Here is a 22,490-nt window from a genome sequence, read left to right as displayed (position 1 = left end):
TTAGCTTAATTTATATAAAAATCTATCCTTTCATTAGAGAGAGCAGCATTTTAAAGCTTTTAAATGACGGATACTCAAATAGTGAAGGTAAAAAAACCTTCAAAGCCCCAAAGTAATTGCCGTTTTTAAGTAAAGATACAGACCAGTCATATCGATGATTCAATAAAACTTTCAAAAAACCTTCCTTAATTGGCGATGCAGCTTTATACATTTCTTGCTTTAGAGATAATAATGTATCAACGGCTTTAGATTGTGATTGAACGCCGATAGATCGCATTAATCCATTATCATGAATACAATAAAACGCCATGGGTTTGCATACTACACCAACCCTATTGCTTCTAGCACATAAACGAATTAACAAATGTAAATCTTCGCCTATGCTAAATGACTCTGAATATCCGCCTAAATCCATAAAGGTTTTTCGCGGAAGAGTAAAAGTTGTTGTGTGTCCAAAATAAGAGGGAATTAATGATCCTAAACCTGCTTTATCCAGGAAAATAGTCCCATTATTGTCAACAGCATCAAGTAATTGTTGTCCAAATGAAGTGTCATTCATAGATCGATTTATTACCTTGCCCTCTTCTGTTCCTAAATGATAGTCGCCAATCAGAAAGTCAACATCAGAGTTCGCAGAAATTATCTCGGCATGCCATTGCAGGCGATCAGGGTAGTACCAATCATCGGCATCAAGAAATGTAATCCAATTCCCGCTTGATTTCATCACGCCATGATTTCGAGCAGCAGACACCCCAGCGTTATCTTGAAAAAAATAGTGTACATTATCACCATATTGGGCCACTACCTTAGCAGTGTCATCCTTTGATCCGTCGTCGATTACAATTATTTCAAATCGAACATAAGTCTGTTTTTGAATTGAATCAATAGCTCTAGGAAGAGTTTTTGCACTATTAAAAGACGCAATAATCACAGAAAAAGTAGGTTCATTCAATAAATGCAACACATGACACTCCTAATTGAGTTAATTTTTTTACTTAATTTTAAGCTTTGTCTAAACTATATCCATATTACTTAAGTATCTAATTATTTTTAAATTGTCTTCAGTTCTGGGGCGCTGACAATTTTTGATATTATACGTTACTCGGGATCAACAGAATTTACATAGCGGGAATTTGAAAAAGAGCCGATGCAAGTTGAGCAACGATTGTCTGAAGAGCGCGTAGTGATGAAGTTGCAGTCTTATACCCATTAGGCAAGAGCTGAAAAATACGTAAAGCATGTCGTACATCAATGTAAACCATATAATGACTAAAACACTGAAAGCCAATTGAGCTTCATATAAAAATAGGTTATCGCTAAGTAAATATGCCAAATACCATATCAGACGTTATTCGCATCAGCAAAGCCATTGCAACAAATATTTTTGCTGGATTAGCACCCTATTCTTACGTGCGCTTTACGAATGAAACGGGCAGAGGATTAAAGGAAGAGCACTTTGGAGATGTTTCAGAATATTTTTTTGACTGCTATAGCGACTATTTGCAATATCTTAATATTTCAGAACAATATATAAATGATTACCTTAAAAATAAACTGTTATTGGAATATGGCCCCGGAGATCTTCCTGGCTTAGCATTAATCTTTTACGCTAAAGGCGCCAAAAAAGTTTTTTGTGTTGACAGATTTCCCCTTCTGTCCCTTTCTGAATTTAATATAAAAACGATTAATTCGATCATTGAAAAACTATCACCAGATGAGCAGCATCGAGCTAAAGAAAGCTTCAATAAATTTGGCGAACCTTCTTCAGGTTTTCGAACTGAATGTATTGAATATTTGATCACAAAAAAAGGCCTGTCTAATCTGAACAATACAATCGATTTTGTTTATTCACGAGCCGTTTTAGAACATGTTAATAATTTAAGGTCTACATTTGATGACATGTATCGTGCATTAAGAACATCTGGAATTGCTCTACACAAAGTAGATTTGAAAAGTCACGGTTTACATCAGGATAACCCACTCGATTTTCTGAAATGGCCTGATTATCTTTGGGCTGTTATGTATTGCAACAAAGGCGTTCCAAACAGATATCGACTCAATAAATACAAAGAAATAATAGAGTCAACAGCTTTTAAAATTGAACGATTAGATGTTGTGGAAGAATGTGAAGATATTGTCGTAGATCAAATAAGACCTAAGCTTAATCACAAATTTAGAGATATCAGAACTAAAGATTTAAAATGCCTTAGTTTCTGGGTAGTGTTAAAAAAATAGCAGTGACAAAAAATCAGTATCAAATCTAATATTGCCCAACACCACATAAACAAATACTACTTTTTATAAAATATATGCCCCCCCTTCCTGCTCAAAAACGTATTTTATATGTTGAAAATGGCATCGGCTACGGTGGTGCGATCATCTGCTTGCGACATTTAATTAGAAATCTGGACCGAAGTAAATTTACCCCGATGGTTGTTACAGGCAAAACTGGCGCCCACTATAAAGAAATAGCACAAGAGGCCCTTTGGCGGCACATACCCGATCGATATGTAAATGTGGTGGGTGCAAACCGAAAATTTGATCATATTAAATGGCTCAATAAAATTCCTGGATTACGTGTTGCAATTGACCAAATACTAGCTAGAACCGATGATATCGCTAACTTTTTGCCGTTTTTTATCAGACTGCTCTGGACTGCTTGGCGCTTTAAAGCTGATTTAATTCATGCCAATAATGAGCCTTTATGCAATCGTGCCGCCCTAATTGTCGGAAAGGTTTTAAAAATTCCTACGGTGTGTCATGTGCGTGGCGATCAAGATGGGTCTCACCTAATGAAATGGACCTATACTTTACCCAACCACTTCATATCAGTATCGCACTGGGTTGCCAAAAGTATGTCAAATAAACTCCAAGTGCCTGCTGAAAAAATAGACGTCATATACGATGGTATCGAACTCGAAAAACTGAATTTCAACGCTAATCCTCACGAATTTAGAAAAATATTTAATATTGATGAAAACGATTTTTCTGTAGGTCTCATCGGACTCTTGATTCCCTGGAAAGGCCAGGAGATTTTTCTGGATGCTGCAAAAACTTTAAGGGACAAAATACCTAACTTAAAAATGATGATTATTGGCGGAACTCCAGATGAATGCAAACCTTACGAAATAGCTTTACGGAAACGGGTAATAAACGAAAGACTTGAAAATATTATTATCTTAACAGGACATTTATCACAAATGGAGCCCGTTTATAACGGCTTGGATGTAGTCGTGTCAGCCTCAACCAGCCCCGAACCACTCGGGACTATGGTTATCGAATGCATGGCGATGGGCAGACCGCTAATCGGACCTAACCATGGAGGTGCGGCCGAAATGATGGAACACAATAAAACAGGGCTCCTTTTTACACCACAAGACGCGCTTTCATTGGCTGCGGAAATAGAGAAATACTATCAAAGCAAAGAACTTCGTCTGACAATGGGGAGAAACGCCCGCGCACATGCGCTAAAGACTTTTTCAGTAGAAACACACGCTAACAAAATTCAAGTTTTATACGAGCGCATGCTTTACTAATTAAACGACTCCATAATTCCATGCCATTCCATATAGATCATTTAGTTCAATCATGCTCAACTTTAGTAACTTGGAATAGAGAAAAAAACATAATCGAAAGATCTTTTTTATCTAACATAACACTCTGTAATTAAACAGCTAATCCTGTCTTAAAATTTAAGCTCTGATTAAACAATGATCACTTTTACAAAAAATTTATTTAAATACCGAGAACTCATCTCTGCTCTTGCCTGGAAGAATATAGTCATCCGCTACAAGCAAGCCTATCTTGGTATTTTGTGGGCAGTGCTCAAACCCGTCATGCTGATGCTAATTTTTACTTTAGTCAGAAGTTTTGTCGGCATCGAGAGCGGTGAGGTGCCCTACCCTATCCTTACTTTTGCAGCCTTGCTCCCTTGGGTATTCTTTCAGGAATCAGCGTCCGAAGGCGTCAACAGCGTCACTTCGAATGCCGCATTAATAAAAAAAATCTACTTTCCTCGTGAAGTATTCCCTCTGACAGCCATGGTTACCAAGTTAGTCGAATTGGCTATTAGTTTCGTAATACTGGCCGGCATGATGGTCTATTATAAGATGATGCCAACTATTTATGCTTTTTGGGTACCTGCCATTATCTTTTACACAATGATCGTAGCGCTGACGATCAGTTTTTTCGGAGCCGCGTTAAATGTTTATTACCGCGATGTATCCCAGGCTTTACCTGTTGCACTTTCGCTTTTAATGTACGGCTCACCCGTTATTTACCCGCTTAGCCTTGTACACAAAAAACTGATCGTAGAGCAAGCCGCTGGGGAATGGTCTGAAAGACTTTATACGCTTTACACATTGAATCCCATGGCAGGGATAATTGACGCATTTCAAAACGTCATGCTCAAAGGCCTGCCACCTGATTTCGATGCATTGTATCCCGGCGCCATCCTGACCCTCGTCATTCTGCCTTTTAGCTACTGGTATTTTAAACGCGCGGAAAACTGGTTTGCAGATGTTATTTGACAACACGAGCATTGTTTTCGAAAGATGAGAACAGACAGTCTCTTTTACCGGCTCTTTAAAAATGCGCCAGAACTGTTATTGGAGTTGGCAGGACTGGACTTTGATAGTACTCAGAAGTATGACTTCCGTTCCGAAGAAATCAAACAGACCGCTTTTCGCCTCGACGGCATTATGACGCCACCTGTTGAAAAGAACGAGTTGCCGTTTATTTTCGTAGAGGTACAATTCCAACGTGATCCGTATTTTTACAGCCGTTTCTTTTGTGAGATTTTTTTCTTTCTCCATCAGAACAAACCCCAGCACCCCTGGCAAGCAGTCGTTATTTATCCGGCTCGCCAAATAGAAACGGATGGCAGCTTGCATTATGCAAGCTTACTCGAAAGCAATAGCATCAAACGCATCTATTTAGAAGATTTTTCTAATCCACCCGAAGAGCGAATCGGGCTGCAATTAATATGAATAATAGTGATCGATGCAGAACAAGCCGTAAGTGCTGCCCAAAACCTAGTAAACCGTATTAAAATTCAAATCGATCAACAAACCGTAGCGCATTGGCTAGAATGGGTAGAAACGATTCTTGTTTATAAATTACCCAGTCTCAGCCGAGAGGAGATACAAAAAATGTTAGGCTACAACGATATAGAACTTAAACAATCACGTTTTTACCAAGATGTCTTCGCTGAAGGCTTACAAGAAGGCAGGCGAGATGGACTGCACGAAGGCGAAGCTAAGATCCTGATACGCCATTTCAAGCGATTGTTCGGCACACTTTCTGCTCAAACAATTGACAGCATTAAACAACTAAATAACGAACAACTTGAAAGCCGGGCCGACCATCTGTTCGAAATAAAAAAAACCAATGATCTGGAAGACTGGCTAACAAAGCATCTAAACGCTTAATTTTATTGAACGTAACCAGTATCTGATGCCATGAGGTTAGGCTCAATCTCTACGTTTATCTACCCATATGCCAAAACACTCAATAGCTAATAAACCATGCCGATTATAGAAGTTAATCATCTGACCAAAGAGTATCAGCTCGGCCACTTGACCAGCCTGAAAGAAACTGCGTTAAACGCTTTAAGACATCTGACATTTCGCCCCGTACAAGAGCGAGAGCGTTTTAAAGCGCTTGATGATGTTAATTTTTTTATTGAGGAAGGCGAAGTAGTTGGCATTATTGGTCATAACGGCGCAGGAAAAAGCACCTTGCTGAAACACTTGGCCAACATCAGTAAACCAACTGCAGGAAAAGTCATTGTGCGTGGCAGTATCGCGCCATTGATCGAAGTGGGCGCGGGGGTAAATCCGGAGCTTAGCGGACGGGAAAATATATTTTTAAATGGTGCCATACTTGGGATACCAAAAAAAATTATCCAACAAAAATTGGATGAAATTATTGAGTTTTCGGAATTGGAACAATTTATTGATACACCTGTAAAGCGCTATAGCTCAGGCATGACGGTTAAACTCGGTTTTTCCATTGCGACCAGCATGGATGCGGACATTTTGATTATTGATGAAGTGCTCTCTGTCGGTGATTTAGCATTTCAGCGGAAGTGTTTTGATAGGATGGAGAGATTGATTAAAAAACAAGGTAAAACTGTTTTAATAGTTAGTCACAATATTAGGCAAATGGAACGTATTTGCGAAAGACTCATTTGGCTTGACCATGGAAGAATTATGTCTGATGGAAGTCCTTCAACGATAGTAAATGAATTTATTTGCAAAAGTAATGAACAAATAAAAACCCAAGCGTCAAAGCGTGCAATTTGTCACCAAAAGCCTGATGAATTAACCAACATAAAAACAGCCTTATTTGATGAAATAGGCAATGAAGTTGAAAAAATTCGCTGCCTTTCTTCTTGTCGATTTCAAGTAACATTTAAAACAACTATCTTTTTAAAAAACATTACATTTTACTTTGGAATCCATTCAACAGACTTTGTATATATTACAGCAAACAACACTGCCTATAATGCTGTTAATATAGAGCCCGGTGAACATAAAGTTGAGCTAAATATTGAGCGCTTAACTTTATTACCTGGATCATTTAGTTTTTTAGTATGGATTGGCAATTCTGAAGGCTTTGCGTATTATCACGAGGAAGGAATTCATCCTTTTGTTATTTATTCAGAAGAATATGAAATAACTCGTCAAAGTGAACGGGGGCTTTTGTATTTAAACGGAACTTGGAAACTGGACAATCATTTTATAGTAAAAGAATTATGAACCATTTTAAAAACTTTATTAAAAATCTCCCATACTTAAAAGAAATTATCGAAGAGCGTGATAAACTTTTTCAATTAAATAATAAATTAACGATTGATCTTAATGTATGGAAAAAAGGGTTTGTTCCACCTGGTCATTTTTATTCCCCCTTACCTGACATTGATTTGATTAATCAATGTCAAAAGGAAGTTTTTAGTAAAACAGATTCAATACCATTGAGTATTAATTTAAATGAAAATGACCAATTAGATTTGCTCTCTAATTTTGCTGAATTTTACTCAGAATTTCCTTTTAAGAAATACTCAACAGATAACTACCGATACTATTTAGACAATGATTTTTATGCTTACTCAGATGGGGTATGCTTATATTCAATGATGAGATATCTAAAACCAAAGAAATTCATCGAAGTAGGATCTGGATTCTCATCTTGTGCGGCACTTGACACAGCTGAACTATTCTTCAAAGAATTACCTGAATTTACATTTATAGAACCATTTCCTGAGCGCCTGCTTGGGCTTCTAAAGCCTTCAGATTTGAATAATCAGAAAATAAATATTTGTCAGTCAATAGTACAGGACATATCATTAAAAACATTCGAGTCTCTTGAAAAAAACGACATTCTTTTTATTGATTCTAGCCATGTATGTAAAACAGGCAGTGATGTAAATTTTCTTTTTTTTGAAGTTTTCCCAAGATTGAAACCAGGTGTTCATATACACATACATGATATTTTCTTTCCCTTTGAATACCCTTTATCTTGGATGTTGGAAGGTAGATCATGGAATGAAATATACTTATTACGTTCTTTTCTTGAGTATAATGATAGTTTCAAAATAGTTTACTTCAATAATTATATGGAAGTTATACATAAAGATGAGGTTTTAGCTAATATACCTTTATGTTTAACTAACCCAACTAATAAGACTACCATACCAGGAAGTATATGGCTAAAAAAGGAATAAATTCCTATTATTAGGATGTTTAAAAGTAATATAATTGATAATAAATTACGCGCTAATTATGAAAATAATAATAATTTCTAGCCAACTTCCAATGCCAGATAGAGCCTCAGGCGACCTGCGTTTTTTTACCATTTTAAAAGTACTGGCAAAAAATAACGATATAACTATCGCAACGTATTCATCAGAGCATCAAAAAGTAACATTAGGCGATGAAGCTTATAAAACATATATTAATCAATTAGAAAACTTATCCATTACTGTATCCACAAACTGCATTGACATTATAAGAGAATCACAATTTGATGTTGTATGGTTCGAATTTTATGATTCAACTGATGGCTTGATTGATTTAGTACGCTTTCACCATCCAAATGCTTATATAATAATAGATTCGGTGGATGTGCATTTTAATCGTTTGGAGGCGAAAGCTAAACTAACACAATTAAAAGAAGACTTCATTCTTGCTGAAAATATCAAAAAAGAAGAATTACAAGCTTATAAAAATGCTGATATGGTAATTGCAGTCACTGAAGCTGACAAAAAGTTAATTAGCGAAACTTGCCCGGAAATTAAAATTAGTGTCATTCCAAATATCCATAATATACCTGACTTTATTGTCAAAGTACCAGGCAAAAAGATTAACTTACTTTTTGTTGGCTATTTTAAACATTCGCCTAACGTAGATGCTGTTTGTTTCTTTTGTACCGAGGTAATGCCTTTATTACGCAATAAATATCCCGATATACACTTAAATATAGTCGGCAGCTCACCTTCACAAGAAGTACTAGATCTTGCAAAAAATGATATTACTATATTTGGCTATGTACCTGACTTAGTGCCCTACTATAGAAATGCAGATATTGTTATTGCACCGCTACGTTATGGTGGCGGCATGAAGGGGAAAGTTGGTGAAGCTTTAAGTTTTAGCACGCCGATCGTAACAACGGACTTTGGTGCAGAGGGTTTTGGAATAAAACCCGATATACATTATTTGTTAGCCAATAAACCTGATGAGTTTGTCAATGAAATTCTTAAATTAATTAATGACAATGAGGCTTACAAAAGAATATCAGAAAATGGCTGGCAATTTATCAAAGACAATTATTCGTATAATGCTATTGAAACAGTAATAAATAATACCATTAATAATTTATATACTTTAAAAACAAAGAAGCTAAGCTTTTCCAAGTGGGTATATTTATCTATAAAACGATTTATAAACCGTAATATTTTATGGCGCCTTTCTATTTCATCTAATGCTTAATTTAGCAATGAGACCTTCTATTAGCGTTATAATCCCGACTTATAACGGCCAGAAATATATTAAACAAGCTATTGACAGCACATTAGTACAAACATTTCCTGCGCTTGAAATAATCATTGTAGATGATGACTCTAATGATGAAACGGAAAATATCATTAATCGTTACGGTGATCAGTTTTTTTACATGTGCCAAAATAATAAAGGACCTGCATGCGATTATAACACTGGAATATCACCAGCTAGTTATCGATACAACCAACTCTATTAAAAGAAAGAATTAAAGTAAAAATCCAATCTTTTTTAAATCGATATTTCTTATGGCGTTTTAATAAAAATTAGTTTAAGTTTTTCCATGGAAAAAATACACACAAAAACAGTTGTTTGCATGACCACCTATGACCGAATTGACTGCGCGCGAATCAATCAAGAAATAATAAAGCTAAATTATAAAAGGCCCCTTCCAATTGTGCACACTTGTTCGAGTAAAGCTTATCAAAAACATATAGAGGATGTTTTTTTAGCGCGAGAGCCATTATCTTTGCAATATGGTGCTCTAGATTTATTAAACCAATCGCTTAAATTAGCCCAGAGTACGTTTTCGCCGGAATATATTATTCATTTGGAGGGTGACACATGGATTATGAATGAACATGTCATTTATAATTTGATTACAAAGATGGAGCAAAATAAAGACTTGATGATATGCACATCTGCCTGGGACGAAGATTTACTCGCGTTTAAATATTTAAAAAAACCAAGCTTAAAATTAAAACTGCAACAATTGGTCGCTGCGACAGGGCGCAAATTTGGGTTTACATATCAACTAGCTTGCAGAGATAGTCTTGCAACCCAATTTTTTATTATAAGGGCTAAACAGGAGGTAATAGACTGTTTTTTGTCTTGCGAACCGATTCCAGGCATTGATCTGGAACAAGCGCTTTATCGTAATTTTTTAAAAAAATTTACAGAAAAAAATATATTACGAATGAAAGAGCGCGAGCCCATTCATCCATTCAACAGGTACGTTACTGAGAAGTTAACTCTTTTTTCTCAGCATTGGCCGGCTCGTGGCACTGCTAATGACCAACGAGAACCGACCCATCCACGTTATATTTCACCAAATTTTGATGGTAAACTCGAAACACTCCAACGTTTTCCCAACATGCGAAAAGGGGAATACTTACAAAAATTACTTAACGCGGAATCACTTGATTATTATAATCCTGGCGCCTCCCGCACCTAATTGATTGTTTAATCAATGTATTCTTAACCCATAAAATTGTTAATGATTATAGAAAATCTAAAATGCAATGACCACATTGAACCTCACAGACTTATTTAATCCTGCTGATCTTATTGAAGCCATAGAAATTGATCGGGCAAAAAGATTAATTTTCGAGACTGATAATGGACATTTTTTGATTGATCGCTTTAATGAGGTTGAATCGCTTTTTATCCGAATCCCAACTAACGCGACAATCAGCTTAGTATGTGAGCACGCCTATACGTTTGAACAAACAGACTACGGCGGTTATTTGGGCAAGCCATTTGATCCCCAGCACCCCCAACTGTGGGTACCTCTCCCACCCATTGAGCGTTGCATTAATTCAGATAGCCAAATTTTATCTGAACATACATCGTCTTTACTCAGTTTCTCATGGAATGAGCAGAATGGGGTCTTTAAATTAAAAGCTTCTAATAACGGATGCCTTGACTTAATTATTTGGCGTTTCCCAAATCGCTCATCTGATTTTTTTGATAAGCGGATAAGTAAAGACGACTCTTTTGAGTTACAAAACTGTTTTCTATGGGGCTCCCACAAAAGCATTAATAAACCCGCTGATTTATACCGCCATTTAATTAATGGCTACGTATATGATCTTCGTTATTCCTGGCCAAATAACAAAAAGTGCTTTTCCGAAAATGAGGCCCATGCCCTCTATACAGTTTATTCAGGGCTAGAAAAAGCAACTGGCAAAGCAATTTATAGGCATTTTCAGCTGCAACTGGTTCTGTCAATCGTGCAGCGTCAAGCTGAGGATGGCGGCTGGTATCACGGCATGTGGACGGATAGTTCAGAATGCCATTACCGTCTTCATACCAGTGGTGTGCATCTATTGATGGATGAATACGCCAGAACTGGCTGTCCCAATGTGAAAGTAGCGCTAGAAAAAGCGGTTGTATTTTTATCAAAAACAACCGATCAATTATCGTGTGGTGCTTGGTTTTTACATGATTCCCTGGAATTAAGCAAAGAGGCGATGGATAAGGGGCCGTTTAAATGGATACCTAATACAACGTTGGGTAAGCGGATCTCCAACATGCTGGTATTAAATACTCATTTGGATTCCACCATTGCAATGAATCGTTATGCTCAGTTAACAAAAGATCACCAGTTTGATGAATTGATTGTATCCGCTTTAAACAGTACCAAAGTCGTATTGTCATTAAAAAAAGCGGAATGGCTTTACAAACCACTTTTTTGGGCAATTGGATTGACTATGTTGCCGACGGAACAGGCTATGCGATTACCCTTAGCCCTTCGTGCAATAAAACGATTTGCTTCGGATTATTTAATAAAAAAAGTACCTGATATTAAGGCAAAGTTCCCCAGACTGGCCATGCCAAATGGCTATATAGATAGAGAATTATCTCTACGGACCTGGGCGATTGACTATCAAACCATTAATCTGATGGATTTAGCTAGACATGCTTATTCTTTTCCTCAAGCTTTTGACGAAATCATTCTGGATAAAGCCATGGAATTTACGCAAACGAGTGGTCTGATCAAACGTTATCGAGAGTTAACGCCCGATAAACGTTATTCTGTCGGATTTTGGTCTGAAGCCCTTTATTACCGGTGTTTAGCTAAACCTGATATCAAGTATCGTCAGTGGCTGGCTGAAGCCATTTTGGAATGTCATGATCTTGATTTTGGCCTTTCACCTTCACTGCTGGGCACCAATGGTGAAGCAATGCATTATGATCAACAGGTTAGCATGCCATTAACAGATAATCCGGAATTACTCATGGCTAATTTATCTGTTGGTCAGAATAAAGAATTTATTATGGTGAATTCAAGTGATTCTCCTGTAACCGTTGCTTGGACATCGAAACCTGATTTCGGCCTCACTTGGCTCGACTCTAAAGGAAAAAAGCTGAGCAATAGAGCATTGATTGTAAATAATCGCGATTGGATTATGGGTATTCATCAAAATCATCAAGGCTAATTATGCACATCGGTATTGTTACTTCTGAGTTCCCCCCAGATATTGGCGGCGTTGAAACGTATGCAGTTGAGTTTGCTCAAACACTAGTAAAATCAGGGCACCAGGTCAGTGTATTTGTGCATACTCAACACCAGATTGATTTATTAAGACATGGCATTACTTTATATCCGGTTTTAAAATTTTGTAGACGACTAGATCGGAATGTTTTGAAGCATTATGAGGTTGATGCCTGGCATGTCATGAATGCCGCTCACAGTTGGCTGTCACTGGAAACCGATAAACCAGTAGCGGTTTCCATACATGGAAATGATTTTCTAAATCCATATCCTTTGACTGGTACACCTGCCTTGGCTAACTGGGGTCCGCTCTGGCGTTGTTCAAGCATTTTAGACCCATTCGATCGCTGGCTAGGCAAGTGTTTAACACCACTTTTTATGCGCAGAGCTTTGCCTAAATCGCGCATTATTCTTGCTAATAGTCAGTATACTAAACAGGTGTTTTTAACAAATTTTCCTGAATGTAATGGCAAAACATTGGTTGCACAAGTTGGTGTCGGAGACATCTTTTTATCATCGTTACTAACTTCAAAGAAAAACCCTATACCTCAGTTGCTAACCGTTTCTCGTCTGTCAGAACCCAGAAAAAATGTCGACAGAGTTATCGAGGCATTGTCGCAGTTAAATCCTAGCACTGATTTTCGTTATACAATTATTGGGGACGGTACTTATAGGCAACAACTTGAAGCTCTGGTAAATAATCTGAACCTTGAAAACAAGATCAACTTTATGGGCCGACAGCCAACAGAGCAGGTAATCGAGGCTATGCATCAAGCGGATTTATTTGTCTTGCCGTCATCAACTTTGTCAGATAGCCACGAAGGCTTTGGCATCGTTTATCTGGAAGCGGCTGCCTGCGGCACACCTTCGTTAGCAACGCGACAAGCAGGTGCAATTGAGGCTATTAGCGATGGAGAAAGTGGCTTCTTTGTTGACGATCCCACTGTCGACAATATCAAAAATGCTTTGCAAAGCTTTCTTAATGGCCAAATTAGCTTTAATAATCAAGCTTGCAGAGCTTTTGCCAAACAATTTACTTGGCATAAAGTGGTTGAAAAAGCCCTGCCTTTCTATCTACAGGAAAAAAGCATATGAACAGACCAATTATCTCTGTCATCATGCCTTGTTATAATGCTGAGCATTATGTAGAACAAACTGTAGTCAATGTATTTGAGCAGTCATACGGCAACGTCGAACTGATTGTCGTTGATGACGGATCTACTGATAACAGTCAGACAATACTTAAGGAAGCAGCAGTAAAATTTCCAAATTTACTATTATTAAACCAGCATAATAAAGGCCCCTACCCTTCACGTAATCTGGCATTACAATATGCCAAAGGGGATTTCATTGCTTTTCTTGATGCCGATGATTATTGGTCTATTAACTGTTTGGAAAAACTCTATAACGCTTTAATAAAAGCCAATGCTGACTTAAGTTATTGTGGCTGGCAAAATATCGTTGAAAACGGACAAGATGGCCCCCTTTATTTACCCCCAGCCTACGAGAAAGGCAACATTCATGAAGTATTTTTAAGTGGATGTCCTTGGCCTATCCATGCGGCTTTAACTCGCAGATCGGTTGTCGATCAAGTTTGCGGATTTTCGACCCGCTGTTTTAGCGCAATGGATTATGACTTTTGGTTACGAATTTCTACCGTCACACAAAATATCGTTCTTGTTCCTGAAGTTTTGGCATTTTATCGTTGGCATAATCATGGTCAAATTTCTTCTGTGAAATGGCGTCAGGTATTAGATGCCTGGCAAGTAAGAAAGGATTTTATCGCGCAAAATCCTTCTTTTTTTAGTCAGCTTGAATCATCCGAGATAAGTGAATTGACCAATGGACAGGTTTTAAATCAAGCAATTGAAGCATTTTGGAAACGAGACTTGGTATCCGCGCAAAAATTATTTCGAGCTATACTGCTTACATCTTCCTGGCAGATAAACGATCTTAAATATTTACTGCCAGCGTTATTACCACTTGGTCTATATCGACAAGTAGTGCGTCTCTTAGAGAAAAGTTAAACCCAAGGTATTCATGAGTCGTTTTATTATTTTGATGTACCACATGATTTCTGAGCCCAAAACGGCAGCTGAAGTGCGATTTGCTTGCCCACCCAGGCAATTTGAAAAACATCTGCAATTACTTTTAAAAAAAGGATATACACCCGTCAGTATTAATCAAGTGAGCAATTACTATTCTCAAAACATACAACTGCCCGATAAGGCCGTTTTAATTACTTTGGATGATGGGTTTGAGGACAACTATTTAAACGCCTTACCTATTTTTGAACGTTACCAAATCCCTGCTGTAATTTATTTGGCGACGGGAGTTATGGCTAAGACTAATCAATGGATGGCCGTACCAACATTCTCTGAGCGTAAAATGCTATCTTGGCCGCAAATCCAGGAAATGGCTAATCATGGTATGGATTTTGGTTCGCACACAGTTTCACATCCGCGATTAAATGAGTTATCTAATGATAATGTTGAAGAAGAACTGATTGCGTCCAAAAAAACTATTGAAGATCATTTGGGTAAAGAATGTGCCCATTTCGCTTATCCTTACGGACTATTTACCCAAAGCACTCGGGATTTGGTAGAAAAAATAGGGTTTAAAACCGCATGCTCAACCCGTTCGGGATTTAATAATGCCGAGAGAGACCCGTTAATACTGCATCGCCTTGAAGTAAACGGTAATGATTCAACATGGAAATTAAACCAAAAAACAAAATTTGGAACCAACAATTCTAACTTATTATTTCCTCTGCAGTATTATTCTAAAAGGCTACTAGCAAGGTTGAGATAAACGTTATGGATATCAGTATTATTATTTGTACTTATAATCGTGCAGACAATCTACAAGACTGCTTAGATTGTCTTGACGCTCAGGAAATAAGCAGTGCATTTACATGGGAAGTTTTATTAATAGACAATAATTCCAGTGATCATACAAAAGAATTTATTGCTCAATATAAGGCGAACTGCCATTATCAACTACGTTATAGCTTTGAGAAAAAACAAGGGTTATCGCACGCAAGAAATAATGGAATAATAGAATCCAAAGGCAATATCTTGATTTTTATTGATGATGATATAAGAGTTAGCAAAAAATGGCTTCAGTCTATTTATCAAACGTTTATCACTTATCCTTGCGATGCAGTGGGAGGACGTATTCATATAGAAAGCCCGGCAAAATTACCCAAATGGATTACTCCTGACATGTACGGTTTCCTTGGGCATCAGGATTTTGGTGGCCAAACTCATCCTATGGATGGATATGAAGAATATCCATTTGGCGGCAATATGGCTGTCCGACGTTCAGTTTTTGAAAGAATTGGATTATTTGATACTGAACTAGGGCGTAAAGGCACCGGGTTAAAAAAAGAAGAATTATTCAAAGGTGAAGAAACTGATTTTTTTAATCGACTTGCGAATGTTGGAGGCAAGTTTTACTATCAGCCTGATGCATTAGTATTACACAAAATTTTACAACACCAATTAAAACCGGGTTTTTTTCTAACACTTCACAGCAATGCTGGAAAATTACAAGCTCAAAAAGATTCTTTAAATTATAAACGGACATTTGCAGGTATACCTTTATTTATTTTTATTCAATTTATTAATTCCATACATAAATATCTACATCAATCAATTAAATACGGTATTTATAATTCTTTTCGACAGTTAATGAACGTTTCATTTTTTTATGGAATGATTTGTGGTTATTATAAAAAGAAGGCTTAACTAAAATGAGAAAACCGGTGGATATTTTTCTAACTTTTTCTTTCCTGAAAATTTTTAATAAAGACCGATTATGAATGAAATCACATCAAAACAGCTATTACTAATATTAGTTATCTCATTACATTCTTCTGTTTCTTTTTCATTTGAACCCTATGAAATTTCTGCGAGCGAAGCCCAGCAATTACCTCCATTTTGCATGGGCTTATCAATAGGTAATTACCAAGATAATGCTAAATATTTAAGACGGGAAGTAAAATCACCAGCTGGCCACCATAATCAGCATTTTTGTCATGGCATGAAATCCATGATAAGAAAAGATTATAGTACGGCCATACAGGAATTTGAGTATGTTCAAACAAACAGTGGCGATCCTAAAAAACTACCTCAGACCTATTATTTAATACTAGCTGCGACCAGTCTCTATAAGGCAGAAGCCATGGCTAAACTAGGCAAACCAGGAGCTACTCAAGAATACAATAAAGCAATTAAACTAAGACCTAAATATCCACAGGCTTATTCTAAATTAGCGGATTATTACATCAAAAATAATATGAAAAGTGACGCTTTGGACACTCTTAAATTAGGCCTTAAATATTCACCTGATTCTAAGACTCTTAATAGAAAATTACAAAAGTTACAGTCTAAATAGATAATATTTTTAATATATAGTGTGTCATATTTATGAGTAATGTAACGGAAATATTCGATTTTATAAAAAAAAATATAAAAGAATTAATTTATTCAAATGGATATAGAATTGTTAAGGTAAAAAAAAGAAACTCAAAAAGAATTAAAACAGCTCTTGTCAATAAAAAACACCCAATACCTGCCAGATTTAATGATGAAAATGAATCTGAATTAGTTAAAATTAACAAATATTTCACTATAAATATAGAGGCAAAGCCAGGAATAAATCATTTGCGTGAGGCGTTGAATTGGTTAATAAGAGAGTCAGTTTCATTAAATAGAACGCCTATAGTATTTAAACCAGAATTCGATAGTTGCCATAATTATGGTATCGACGTTGATTCCACTTGGGACAAATATATTGATTTGGATAACATTAACATTAGCCATACGTCAGCTGGTAATAATATTATAATTCGCGCGATTAAAGAAAAAGATATCGGCAATTATGATGATTTATCTATTCTCTGGATTGAGCGTGATCACGTTATTACGGAGAAAGAAAATGAATACTTCGACCTTATTATAAGACATAATAGAACGGGGTTAGAAATTAACGGCATTCATAATGGTGTTAGAGGAATTATAGATTATTCGGTAAAGTTTTTGCCATCTAAGCTTGTTTTTGATATTTATACTCAAGTAAGTAATAAGATAGAAAACTATTGTGCAATACATGTAAGGCGCGGCGACATGTTGAAAATGGTAGATTTATATCCCAATCTAGATGATGACACCCAACCTGAAAAAATAAGATCTACCTTGTTAGATTTTCTACCTAAGCATTCTAAAATATACATACTTACCAACGAACAGGATAAAAACTATTTTAATCCATTAAAAACGGATTTTGAGGTCTTGCAGTATTTCGACTTTCCACAACTTAAAGATATAGTAGAAAACGAACAACCTGATAATTTTCTTTTATTTGAAATAGAAAAATTGTTATTTGATAATGCAAACACGAAGATTTATACCTTTACTCATCCTGAAGGCGGCATTCGAAAGAGCTTATCCCGAGATTTAGGATGGGCTTAAAACTTTTCTTTTAACGTCGGTAGTTAATAAAGCCATACAAAAGGCATATAAGCTCAAAGCCTCCAAGATTCTACGATATTTTAATAATGAAGGGCACTATGATTTTTGAAATAGGTAAGCAATGAAAAAAATAACTCTAATCACTACCGTTCTAAATGATGAAGAGGGCATTGTATATCTTTTTGATGCACTTCTCTGCCAAAGTCTACAACCCGATGAAGTTATCGTAGTGGATGGGGGATCAAAAGATAACACTCTAGCTAAACTCAAATCCTATCAGTCTAAATTCAACCAACTTAAAATTTTAGAAGCACTCAATACCAACATTTCAGAAGGCAGGAATATAGCTATTTTAAATGCTTCCAATCCAATTATTGCGGTCACTGATGCAGGTTGTAGGCCAGATCAAAACTGGTTATTCGAGATAACAAAAGCACTAAGAGACAATGATATTATTGATGCAGTTTCAGGAAAAGTAGTTCCAGAGACAAATACAGTTTTGGAACATTATAGTGGATTACTTTCTCTACCCGATCACTCTACAAAAGAACAAGAAAAATTATTTTACGGTCGTTGCTCGGCGTTCCGCAAATCTCTTTGGGAAAAAGTCGGTGGATACCCTGAATGGTTATATACTGCCGAGGACTCTTTGTTTGCTTTAGCTGCGAATAAACATGGATTTAATGTATCACATAATCCAAGCGCTATTATTTTTTGGCGTCCTCGTAGTAGTTTTCGAAAAATAGCTAAAATGTTTTATCTTTATGGCAAAGGAAATGGACGTATTAACTGGGGAGATATAAAAGGAACATTTTATTGGTTAAAATATCATGCATTATTTTGGCTAAGTATACTGTTGGGGTTTATTTATCCGCTAATATGGATAATAACATTTGTAATTGCTATATTTTTATATCAGCAAATTTCTTATCCTTCACTTGTCAAAATCCGCAAACTTGATAAGGATTGGCGAAGAGAGACTTTCGTTCCCCTTATCACTTATTTGCGCAACCTTTCTACTAATTTAGGTTTTTTGACCGGCTATCTTGAGTATAAAAAAAATCCAACTTTTAAAGATAAACTAGATAAATATCTTAATAATTAGTTTTATCGACTTTCTGAGTTTCTAGATTATACAAACAAAATGCGTGATATTGTCGTTCTAATTTTTCTAACTGGTTGCATCGTCGCCGCATTTAAAAAACCCTGGTGGGGAGTATTATCTCTCGCCATATTTAGTTATTTAAATCCTCATGCTTATGCTTGGGGATTCGTAAGAACTTTACCTGTATATTATATACTTTTTCTAATAGTAGCTTTTCGTACCTTCACAACTAAAGACAAACAGTCTATTCCTAAAGACTGGCGAGTTATATTTTTCGTATTCTTATGGTTATATTTCTTATTTACCACTACTCAAGCTTATATTCAAGATATTGCTTGGGATCGGTTTTGGTTTGTAACAAAAATTTACATACCGTTTTATTTTACTTTAGTACTAATCAATACGCGGCAAAAACTGTATTTGTTAATTGTTACTATCGGTATCGCCATTGGAATTGTTGCTCTGAAAGGTGGCATTTTTGCTTTATTATCAGGCTTTGGACACCGTGTTTATGGCCCTCCTCTTACTCAATTTGAAGATAATAATCAATTTGCTGTTGCCATGTTAATGATTATTCCGTTATTGCTTGTGTGGCAAAAAGGGTCTAATCATTTTTGGATTAAAAAGGGGGTTCTCTTATCTATACCGATTATTTTTGCGGCATCATTATCTTCTTGGTCAAGAGGAGCTTTATTAACTATGTCTGCGCTCATCTTAATGCTGATTTGGAATAGTAAGCATAAACTTTTGGCAATTCCATTAGTACTAGTGTCTGCTTTTTTTGTTGTCGATTATTTACCACAAGAATGGTTTGGTCGAATGGAAACACTAGAATCCTATCAAGAAGACGAATCTGCCATGGGACGAATAGAAGCTTGGACGGACGGTTGGCGTCATACTTTGGAACACCCTTTTACCGGGTCAGGATTTGAAGGCTGGATGTATGTTACTAATCGAGACTGGCACAGTTCTTATGTAGAAATGTTTGCTGAACATGGCTTTCTGGCCTTTGGAATTTGGATTTCGATGATCTTGGGCACAATTGTAAACCTAACATTTTTACCCAAAAAGACCAAAGAAATTGAAGGGATGGAATGGGTAGCCCATTATTGTTTTATGGTGAGAGCTTCACTGATTTGTTATATGCTTGGCACTGCATTTCTAGGCCTTGCTTATTGGGATTTACTTTATCATTTGATTTTTATTGCTGTTTTGATTAAAAAATTTGCAAATGAGGAATTAGCTATTAAACAGAAGCAAACGATTCCCAAAAGGCCTCTATCACCTATATTGAAGTAGTTACAAAAAGGCCAAGGTCATCTTCCAAACTAAAGTTCTTAGCAAAATGCACTATCTCATTTTTTTTCAAAGGAATGTTTACGATTCCGTTCACGAAAATCATATTCATGCCATTTCAAAGTTTCCCATTCGCTAATTAAATGTGTGATTCCGTCCTTTTGGTTTTTATCTGCCAATAATTCCTGCAGTGTTTTCCACTGTTTTAGCTCACTTAGATAAGCCTGCTCAGAACGAAAATCAAAAGTAATCCGCCCGCCACCGTATTTAACGTGTCCAATCAACGTTGGAAGCGACAAAGTACCCACTAATTGAAATACTGTTTTATCAGGTTTAAGCCATTGATTCGGCAACTCGAATGCGGAACGAATAGCCATTTCGGCAACATCGACCTGCCCTATTGCTTCTCGTATTTCTAAATTCGAGTCATTAAACACTAATGGAATGTGTGTTTGTGCTTCATTTATCGCGTGACCATGCCCCAAAAATCCATCTTCAAATAAGGACTCGCCATGGTCACCCAAAATGACGAGGGTTGTTTGATCATACAGATTATTTTTTTTGAGTGTATCTACCACTTGTCCGACAGCCCAATCGGCATTGGAGATTGCATTCCAATAGGAGGCGGCCACGCGATCCCGATTTTCTGGCACAATCTCGGAGCGAGGAATAAATTCTTTGATGAGCCTTTTTTGCATGTTCGGATGCGAATAAGGAAAATGAGCCGCCTGGAAATTTAAATACATAAATTGCGGCGTCTTTAGATCCAGTTCACTGAAGCGTTTTTGAAACTGCTCCACTACCCTTTCTTCGCTGAGTCTTAAACTTCCTGAATCTTTGCTCGGAAACACACGATCTTCAATCGCTGTGCGTGCATCAAAATAATTAACACCTTCTTTTGTCATACCGGTATTCAATGCTATATCACCGAAAGATTCGTCTTGCCCTGAAATAATTGATATGCCGTAACCTGAGGTCTGAAGAAAATCAATCAGCCTGATGCGATGATCATGTTGAATAAGTTCGCGGTTAAATAGCGCCATGAGGGAGGTTACAGTATACCCCGTATGACTATAAGCATATTCGGCTGAAGTCCCGGTTCGTGCAATTTCGCGCATAACCGGGGCAACATACTGACCGTTGATTTGTTGTTCTAACAAATCGACGCGTGCTGTTTCCAAAACGATCAAAATGATATGTTTGCCGGCACGCGGCTGAATTTCTTTCAAAGGATCGGGCGTGAGAGGCATTAATACCGCGTCACCTAATAAGCCATCTTCATCGATTTCATTACCGGGAATATCCAAAGCACCTGGGTAAATTCGATCATCAAATAAGGCTGAATCTTTTGGATAGCCAAATAAACCGTATCCATCGTCATCAAAGTCGGTCAGGGAGTCAAGCCCCGAGCTAATCAAACGGTAAGACGTTTTTTTTCTAGTCCGTAACGTAGAAAGTCGTTACCTGATACGGCATAGGTTAAAAATGGCGTGACGACTGACATGATAATCAGTGCCCACTTTAAGATCAGAGATTGAGGTAATTGTTGGTGATAATCTCTCGTGTACTCATGGTTTTTTAAATAACGGGCGATAAATATAAAAACGCCAATAATAATGACCATAATCCCGGTAAACAGCGCAATCTCATTAGATGCATAAAGTAATCCCTCCTTGATGCTACCGCCACCCAGATTGGCGATAATCTGATAATTGATGGTATCGTTAAAATAAGACAGTACTTTAAATTTTAGACCCAGCCAAATACCCATGACCAATAACATGAGTACAGTAAAACTGTAATAAGTCAGAATGCCGAATTTATTTAAACGATCGGCGAGACTAAACCAAAATATGCCTAAGATACCGAATAAAAGAAAGTCATACCATAGAGAAATCAGAATAAATAAAGCTCTTTCAGGGAATGACTTATATGCGTAAGGTTGTAAAAAACCACCTATAAAAATATCGTATTTGACCTGCAAAAGCGCGAGTTCAAATAATTGGACAGTTAATATTACGGCTAATACTGAAATAAGTCTCCGGTGATGCCATATGTATTTCTCCACTCTGGCGATCAGTAATTTTCCATTCACTAATTGTTTATATGAATTAATCACAAGATTTTAAGATTCCAGTTTTTTATAGCTAATTCTCAAATTAAAAAATTTGTAATTATTCAGCGTAGGTTGCATGCTTTTCGCAACCTAACAATTAACGTAATTGCCTTGAAATGTTGGGTTAGCTATCGCCAACCGCAACCTACTCGGTGCATCATCTTTGTTTTGCTGCTCTGCTCCGCAGAATAGTTACAAAAGGTTTTTATTTTTAATATCGTCT

21 protein-coding genes and 1 pseudogene are annotated in these 22,490 nt (G+C 36.7%); 19 read left to right on the top strand and 3 right to left on the bottom strand.

Features of this window, described 5'->3' with window-relative positions:
- Nucleotides 1–22 precede the first annotated feature (22 nt).
- Nucleotides 23–964 carry a glycosyltransferase family 2 protein gene (locus tag GO003_RS15660; protein ID WP_159652992.1) on the bottom strand — a complete coding sequence of 314 codons (942 nt, stop codon included), beginning with the start codon at nt 962–964 and terminating at the stop codon, nt 23–25.
- Nucleotides 965–1,326: 362 nt separating this feature from the next.
- On the opposite strand from GO003_RS15660, the gene GO003_RS15655 reads away from it, so the two are divergent.
- From GO003_RS15655 to GO003_RS15570, 19 genes and pseudogenes are all read left to right on the top strand, one after another.
- A complete protein-coding gene (locus GO003_RS15655; protein WP_159653003.1) occupies nt 1,327–2,235 on the top strand; it encodes a methyltransferase domain-containing protein in 909 nt (302 codons plus the stop codon).
- Between the two features lie 74 nt (nt 2,236–2,309).
- Nucleotides 2,310–3,536: a glycosyltransferase family 4 protein gene (locus GO003_RS15650; protein WP_159653005.1), complete on the top strand. Its 1,227-nt coding sequence runs from the start codon at nt 2,310–2,312 to the stop codon at nt 3,534–3,536.
- Between the two features lie 174 nt (nt 3,537–3,710).
- A complete protein-coding gene (locus GO003_RS15645; protein ID WP_159653007.1) occupies nt 3,711–4,529 on the top strand; it encodes an ABC transporter permease in 819 nt (272 codons plus the stop codon).
- A gap of 24 nt (nt 4,530–4,553) precedes the next feature.
- Nucleotides 4,554–5,144, top strand: a pseudogene (locus GO003_RS15640) (Rpn family recombination-promoting nuclease/putative transposase); the annotation flags it as partial.
- A 6-nt stretch (nt 5,145–5,150) separates the two neighbouring features.
- Nucleotides 5,151–5,429 carry a DUF4351 domain-containing protein gene (locus tag GO003_RS15635; RefSeq protein WP_231089207.1) on the top strand — a complete coding sequence of 93 codons (279 nt, stop codon included), beginning with the start codon at nt 5,151–5,153 and terminating at the stop codon, nt 5,427–5,429.
- A 96-nt stretch (nt 5,430–5,525) separates the two neighbouring features.
- On the top strand, nt 5,526–6,761 hold the full coding sequence (locus GO003_RS15630; protein ID WP_159653013.1) for an ABC transporter ATP-binding protein: 1,236 nt from the start codon (nt 5,526–5,528) through the stop codon (nt 6,759–6,761).
- Nucleotides 6,758–7,726, top strand: a complete 969-nt coding sequence (locus GO003_RS15625) for a class I SAM-dependent methyltransferase (RefSeq protein ID WP_159653015.1) — start codon at nt 6,758–6,760, stop codon at nt 7,724–7,726. The genes GO003_RS15630 and GO003_RS15625 overlap by 4 nt, the downstream gene beginning before the upstream one ends.
- A 58-nt stretch (nt 7,727–7,784) precedes the next feature.
- Nucleotides 7,785–8,990, top strand: coding sequence for a glycosyltransferase family 4 protein (locus GO003_RS15620; protein ID WP_159653017.1), 1,206 nt, complete (start codon nt 7,785–7,787; stop codon nt 8,988–8,990).
- Nucleotides 8,983–9,258, top strand: a complete 276-nt coding sequence (locus GO003_RS26610; RefSeq protein WP_407942103.1) for a glycosyltransferase family 2 protein — start codon at nt 8,983–8,985, stop codon at nt 9,256–9,258. The genes GO003_RS15620 and GO003_RS26610 overlap by 8 nt, the downstream gene beginning before the upstream one ends.
- A gap of 84 nt (nt 9,259–9,342) precedes the next feature.
- Nucleotides 9,343–10,233, top strand: a complete 891-nt coding sequence (locus GO003_RS15615) for a hypothetical protein (protein WP_159653020.1) — start codon at nt 9,343–9,345, stop codon at nt 10,231–10,233.
- 67 nt (nt 10,234–10,300) lie between these two features.
- A complete protein-coding gene (locus GO003_RS15610) occupies nt 10,301–12,220 on the top strand; it encodes a hypothetical protein (RefSeq protein WP_159653021.1) in 1,920 nt (639 codons plus the stop codon).
- Nucleotides 12,221–12,222: 2 nt separating this feature from the next.
- Nucleotides 12,223–13,371, top strand: coding sequence for a glycosyltransferase family 4 protein (locus tag GO003_RS15605; protein WP_159653022.1), 1,149 nt, complete (start codon nt 12,223–12,225; stop codon nt 13,369–13,371).
- Nucleotides 13,368–14,303 carry a glycosyltransferase family 2 protein gene (locus GO003_RS15600; RefSeq protein WP_206444591.1) on the top strand — a complete coding sequence of 312 codons (936 nt, stop codon included), beginning with the start codon at nt 13,368–13,370 and terminating at the stop codon, nt 14,301–14,303. Before GO003_RS15605 ends, GO003_RS15600 begins: the two co-directional genes overlap by 4 nt.
- A gap of 13 nt (nt 14,304–14,316) precedes the next feature.
- The gene (locus GO003_RS15595; protein WP_159653023.1) at nt 14,317–15,087 is read left to right on the top strand and encodes a polysaccharide deacetylase family protein; all 771 of its coding nucleotides are present in this window, start codon (nt 14,317–14,319) and stop codon (nt 15,085–15,087) included.
- Between the two features lie 5 nt (nt 15,088–15,092).
- A complete protein-coding gene (locus GO003_RS15590; RefSeq protein WP_159653024.1) occupies nt 15,093–16,025 on the top strand; it encodes a glycosyltransferase in 933 nt (310 codons plus the stop codon).
- Between the two features lie 70 nt (nt 16,026–16,095).
- Nucleotides 16,096–16,674 carry a tetratricopeptide repeat protein gene (locus GO003_RS15585; RefSeq protein ID WP_159653025.1) on the top strand — a complete coding sequence of 193 codons (579 nt, stop codon included), beginning with the start codon at nt 16,096–16,098 and terminating at the stop codon, nt 16,672–16,674.
- Nucleotides 16,675–16,706: 32 nt separating this feature from the next.
- A complete protein-coding gene (locus GO003_RS15580) occupies nt 16,707–17,750 on the top strand; it encodes a hypothetical protein (protein ID WP_159653026.1) in 1,044 nt (347 codons plus the stop codon).
- Between the two features lie 121 nt (nt 17,751–17,871).
- Nucleotides 17,872–18,855, top strand: a complete 984-nt coding sequence (locus tag GO003_RS15575) for a glycosyltransferase (RefSeq protein WP_159653027.1) — start codon at nt 17,872–17,874, stop codon at nt 18,853–18,855.
- A 39-nt stretch (nt 18,856–18,894) separates the two neighbouring features.
- Complete coding sequence (locus GO003_RS15570) at nt 18,895–20,154, top strand: putative O-glycosylation ligase, exosortase A system-associated (protein WP_159653028.1); 1,260 nt, start codon at nt 18,895–18,897, stop codon at nt 20,152–20,154.
- Between the two features lie 56 nt (nt 20,155–20,210).
- On the opposite strand, the gene GO003_RS15565 is transcribed toward GO003_RS15570, so the two are convergent.
- Complete coding sequence (locus GO003_RS15565) at nt 20,211–21,311, bottom strand: sulfatase-like hydrolase/transferase (RefSeq protein ID WP_231089023.1); 1,101 nt, start codon at nt 21,309–21,311, stop codon at nt 20,211–20,213.
- A gap of 254 nt (nt 21,312–21,565) precedes the next feature.
- On the bottom strand, nt 21,566–22,246 hold the full coding sequence (locus tag GO003_RS15560; RefSeq protein WP_231089022.1) for a hypothetical protein: 681 nt from the start codon (nt 22,244–22,246) through the stop codon (nt 21,566–21,568).
- Nucleotides 22,247–22,490: the final 244 nt, after the last annotated feature.

Origin of the sequence: Methylicorpusculum oleiharenae, from assembly GCF_009828925.2 — a bacterium.
GTDB lineage: Bacteria > Pseudomonadota > Gammaproteobacteria > Methylococcales > Methylomonadaceae > Methylicorpusculum > Methylicorpusculum oleiharenae.
The sequence above is the reverse complement of the archived record's forward strand: the minus strand, read 5'-3'. Positions and strand labels throughout refer to the sequence as shown.

Bases quoted from the DNA above. Each gene is read 5' to 3' on its own strand.
- GO003_RS15655 (WP_159653003.1), top strand. From the start codon at position 1,327: ATGCCAAATACCATATCAGACGTTATTCGCATCAGCAAAGCCATTGCA.
- GO003_RS15650 (WP_159653005.1), top strand. From the start codon at position 2,310: ATGCCCCCCCTTCCTGCTCAAAAACGTATTTTATATGTTGAAAATGGC.
- GO003_RS15645 (WP_159653007.1), top strand. From the start codon at position 3,711: ATGATCACTTTTACAAAAAATTTATTTAAATACCGAGAACTCATCTCT.
- GO003_RS15635 (WP_231089207.1), top strand. From the start codon at position 5,151: ATGTTAGGCTACAACGATATAGAACTTAAACAATCACGTTTTTACCAA.
- GO003_RS15630 (WP_159653013.1), top strand. From the start codon at position 5,526: ATGCCGATTATAGAAGTTAATCATCTGACCAAAGAGTATCAGCTCGGC.
- GO003_RS15625 (WP_159653015.1), top strand. From the start codon at position 6,758: ATGAACCATTTTAAAAACTTTATTAAAAATCTCCCATACTTAAAAGAA.
- GO003_RS15620 (WP_159653017.1), top strand. From the start codon at position 7,785: ATGAAAATAATAATAATTTCTAGCCAACTTCCAATGCCAGATAGAGCC.
- GO003_RS26610 (WP_407942103.1), top strand. From the start codon at position 8,983: ATGCTTAATTTAGCAATGAGACCTTCTATTAGCGTTATAATCCCGACT.
- GO003_RS15615 (WP_159653020.1), top strand. From the start codon at position 9,343: ATGGAAAAAATACACACAAAAACAGTTGTTTGCATGACCACCTATGAC.
- GO003_RS15610 (WP_159653021.1), top strand. From the start codon at position 10,301: ATGACCACATTGAACCTCACAGACTTATTTAATCCTGCTGATCTTATT.
- GO003_RS15605 (WP_159653022.1), top strand. From the start codon at position 12,223: ATGCACATCGGTATTGTTACTTCTGAGTTCCCCCCAGATATTGGCGGC.
- GO003_RS15600 (WP_206444591.1), top strand. From the start codon at position 13,368: ATGAACAGACCAATTATCTCTGTCATCATGCCTTGTTATAATGCTGAG.
- GO003_RS15595 (WP_159653023.1), top strand. From the start codon at position 14,317: ATGAGTCGTTTTATTATTTTGATGTACCACATGATTTCTGAGCCCAAA.
- GO003_RS15590 (WP_159653024.1), top strand. From the start codon at position 15,093: ATGGATATCAGTATTATTATTTGTACTTATAATCGTGCAGACAATCTA.
- GO003_RS15585 (WP_159653025.1), top strand. From the start codon at position 16,096: ATGAATGAAATCACATCAAAACAGCTATTACTAATATTAGTTATCTCA.
- GO003_RS15580 (WP_159653026.1), top strand. From the start codon at position 16,707: ATGAGTAATGTAACGGAAATATTCGATTTTATAAAAAAAAATATAAAA.
- GO003_RS15575 (WP_159653027.1), top strand. From the start codon at position 17,872: ATGAAAAAAATAACTCTAATCACTACCGTTCTAAATGATGAAGAGGGC.
- GO003_RS15570 (WP_159653028.1), top strand. From the start codon at position 18,895: ATGCGTGATATTGTCGTTCTAATTTTTCTAACTGGTTGCATCGTCGCC.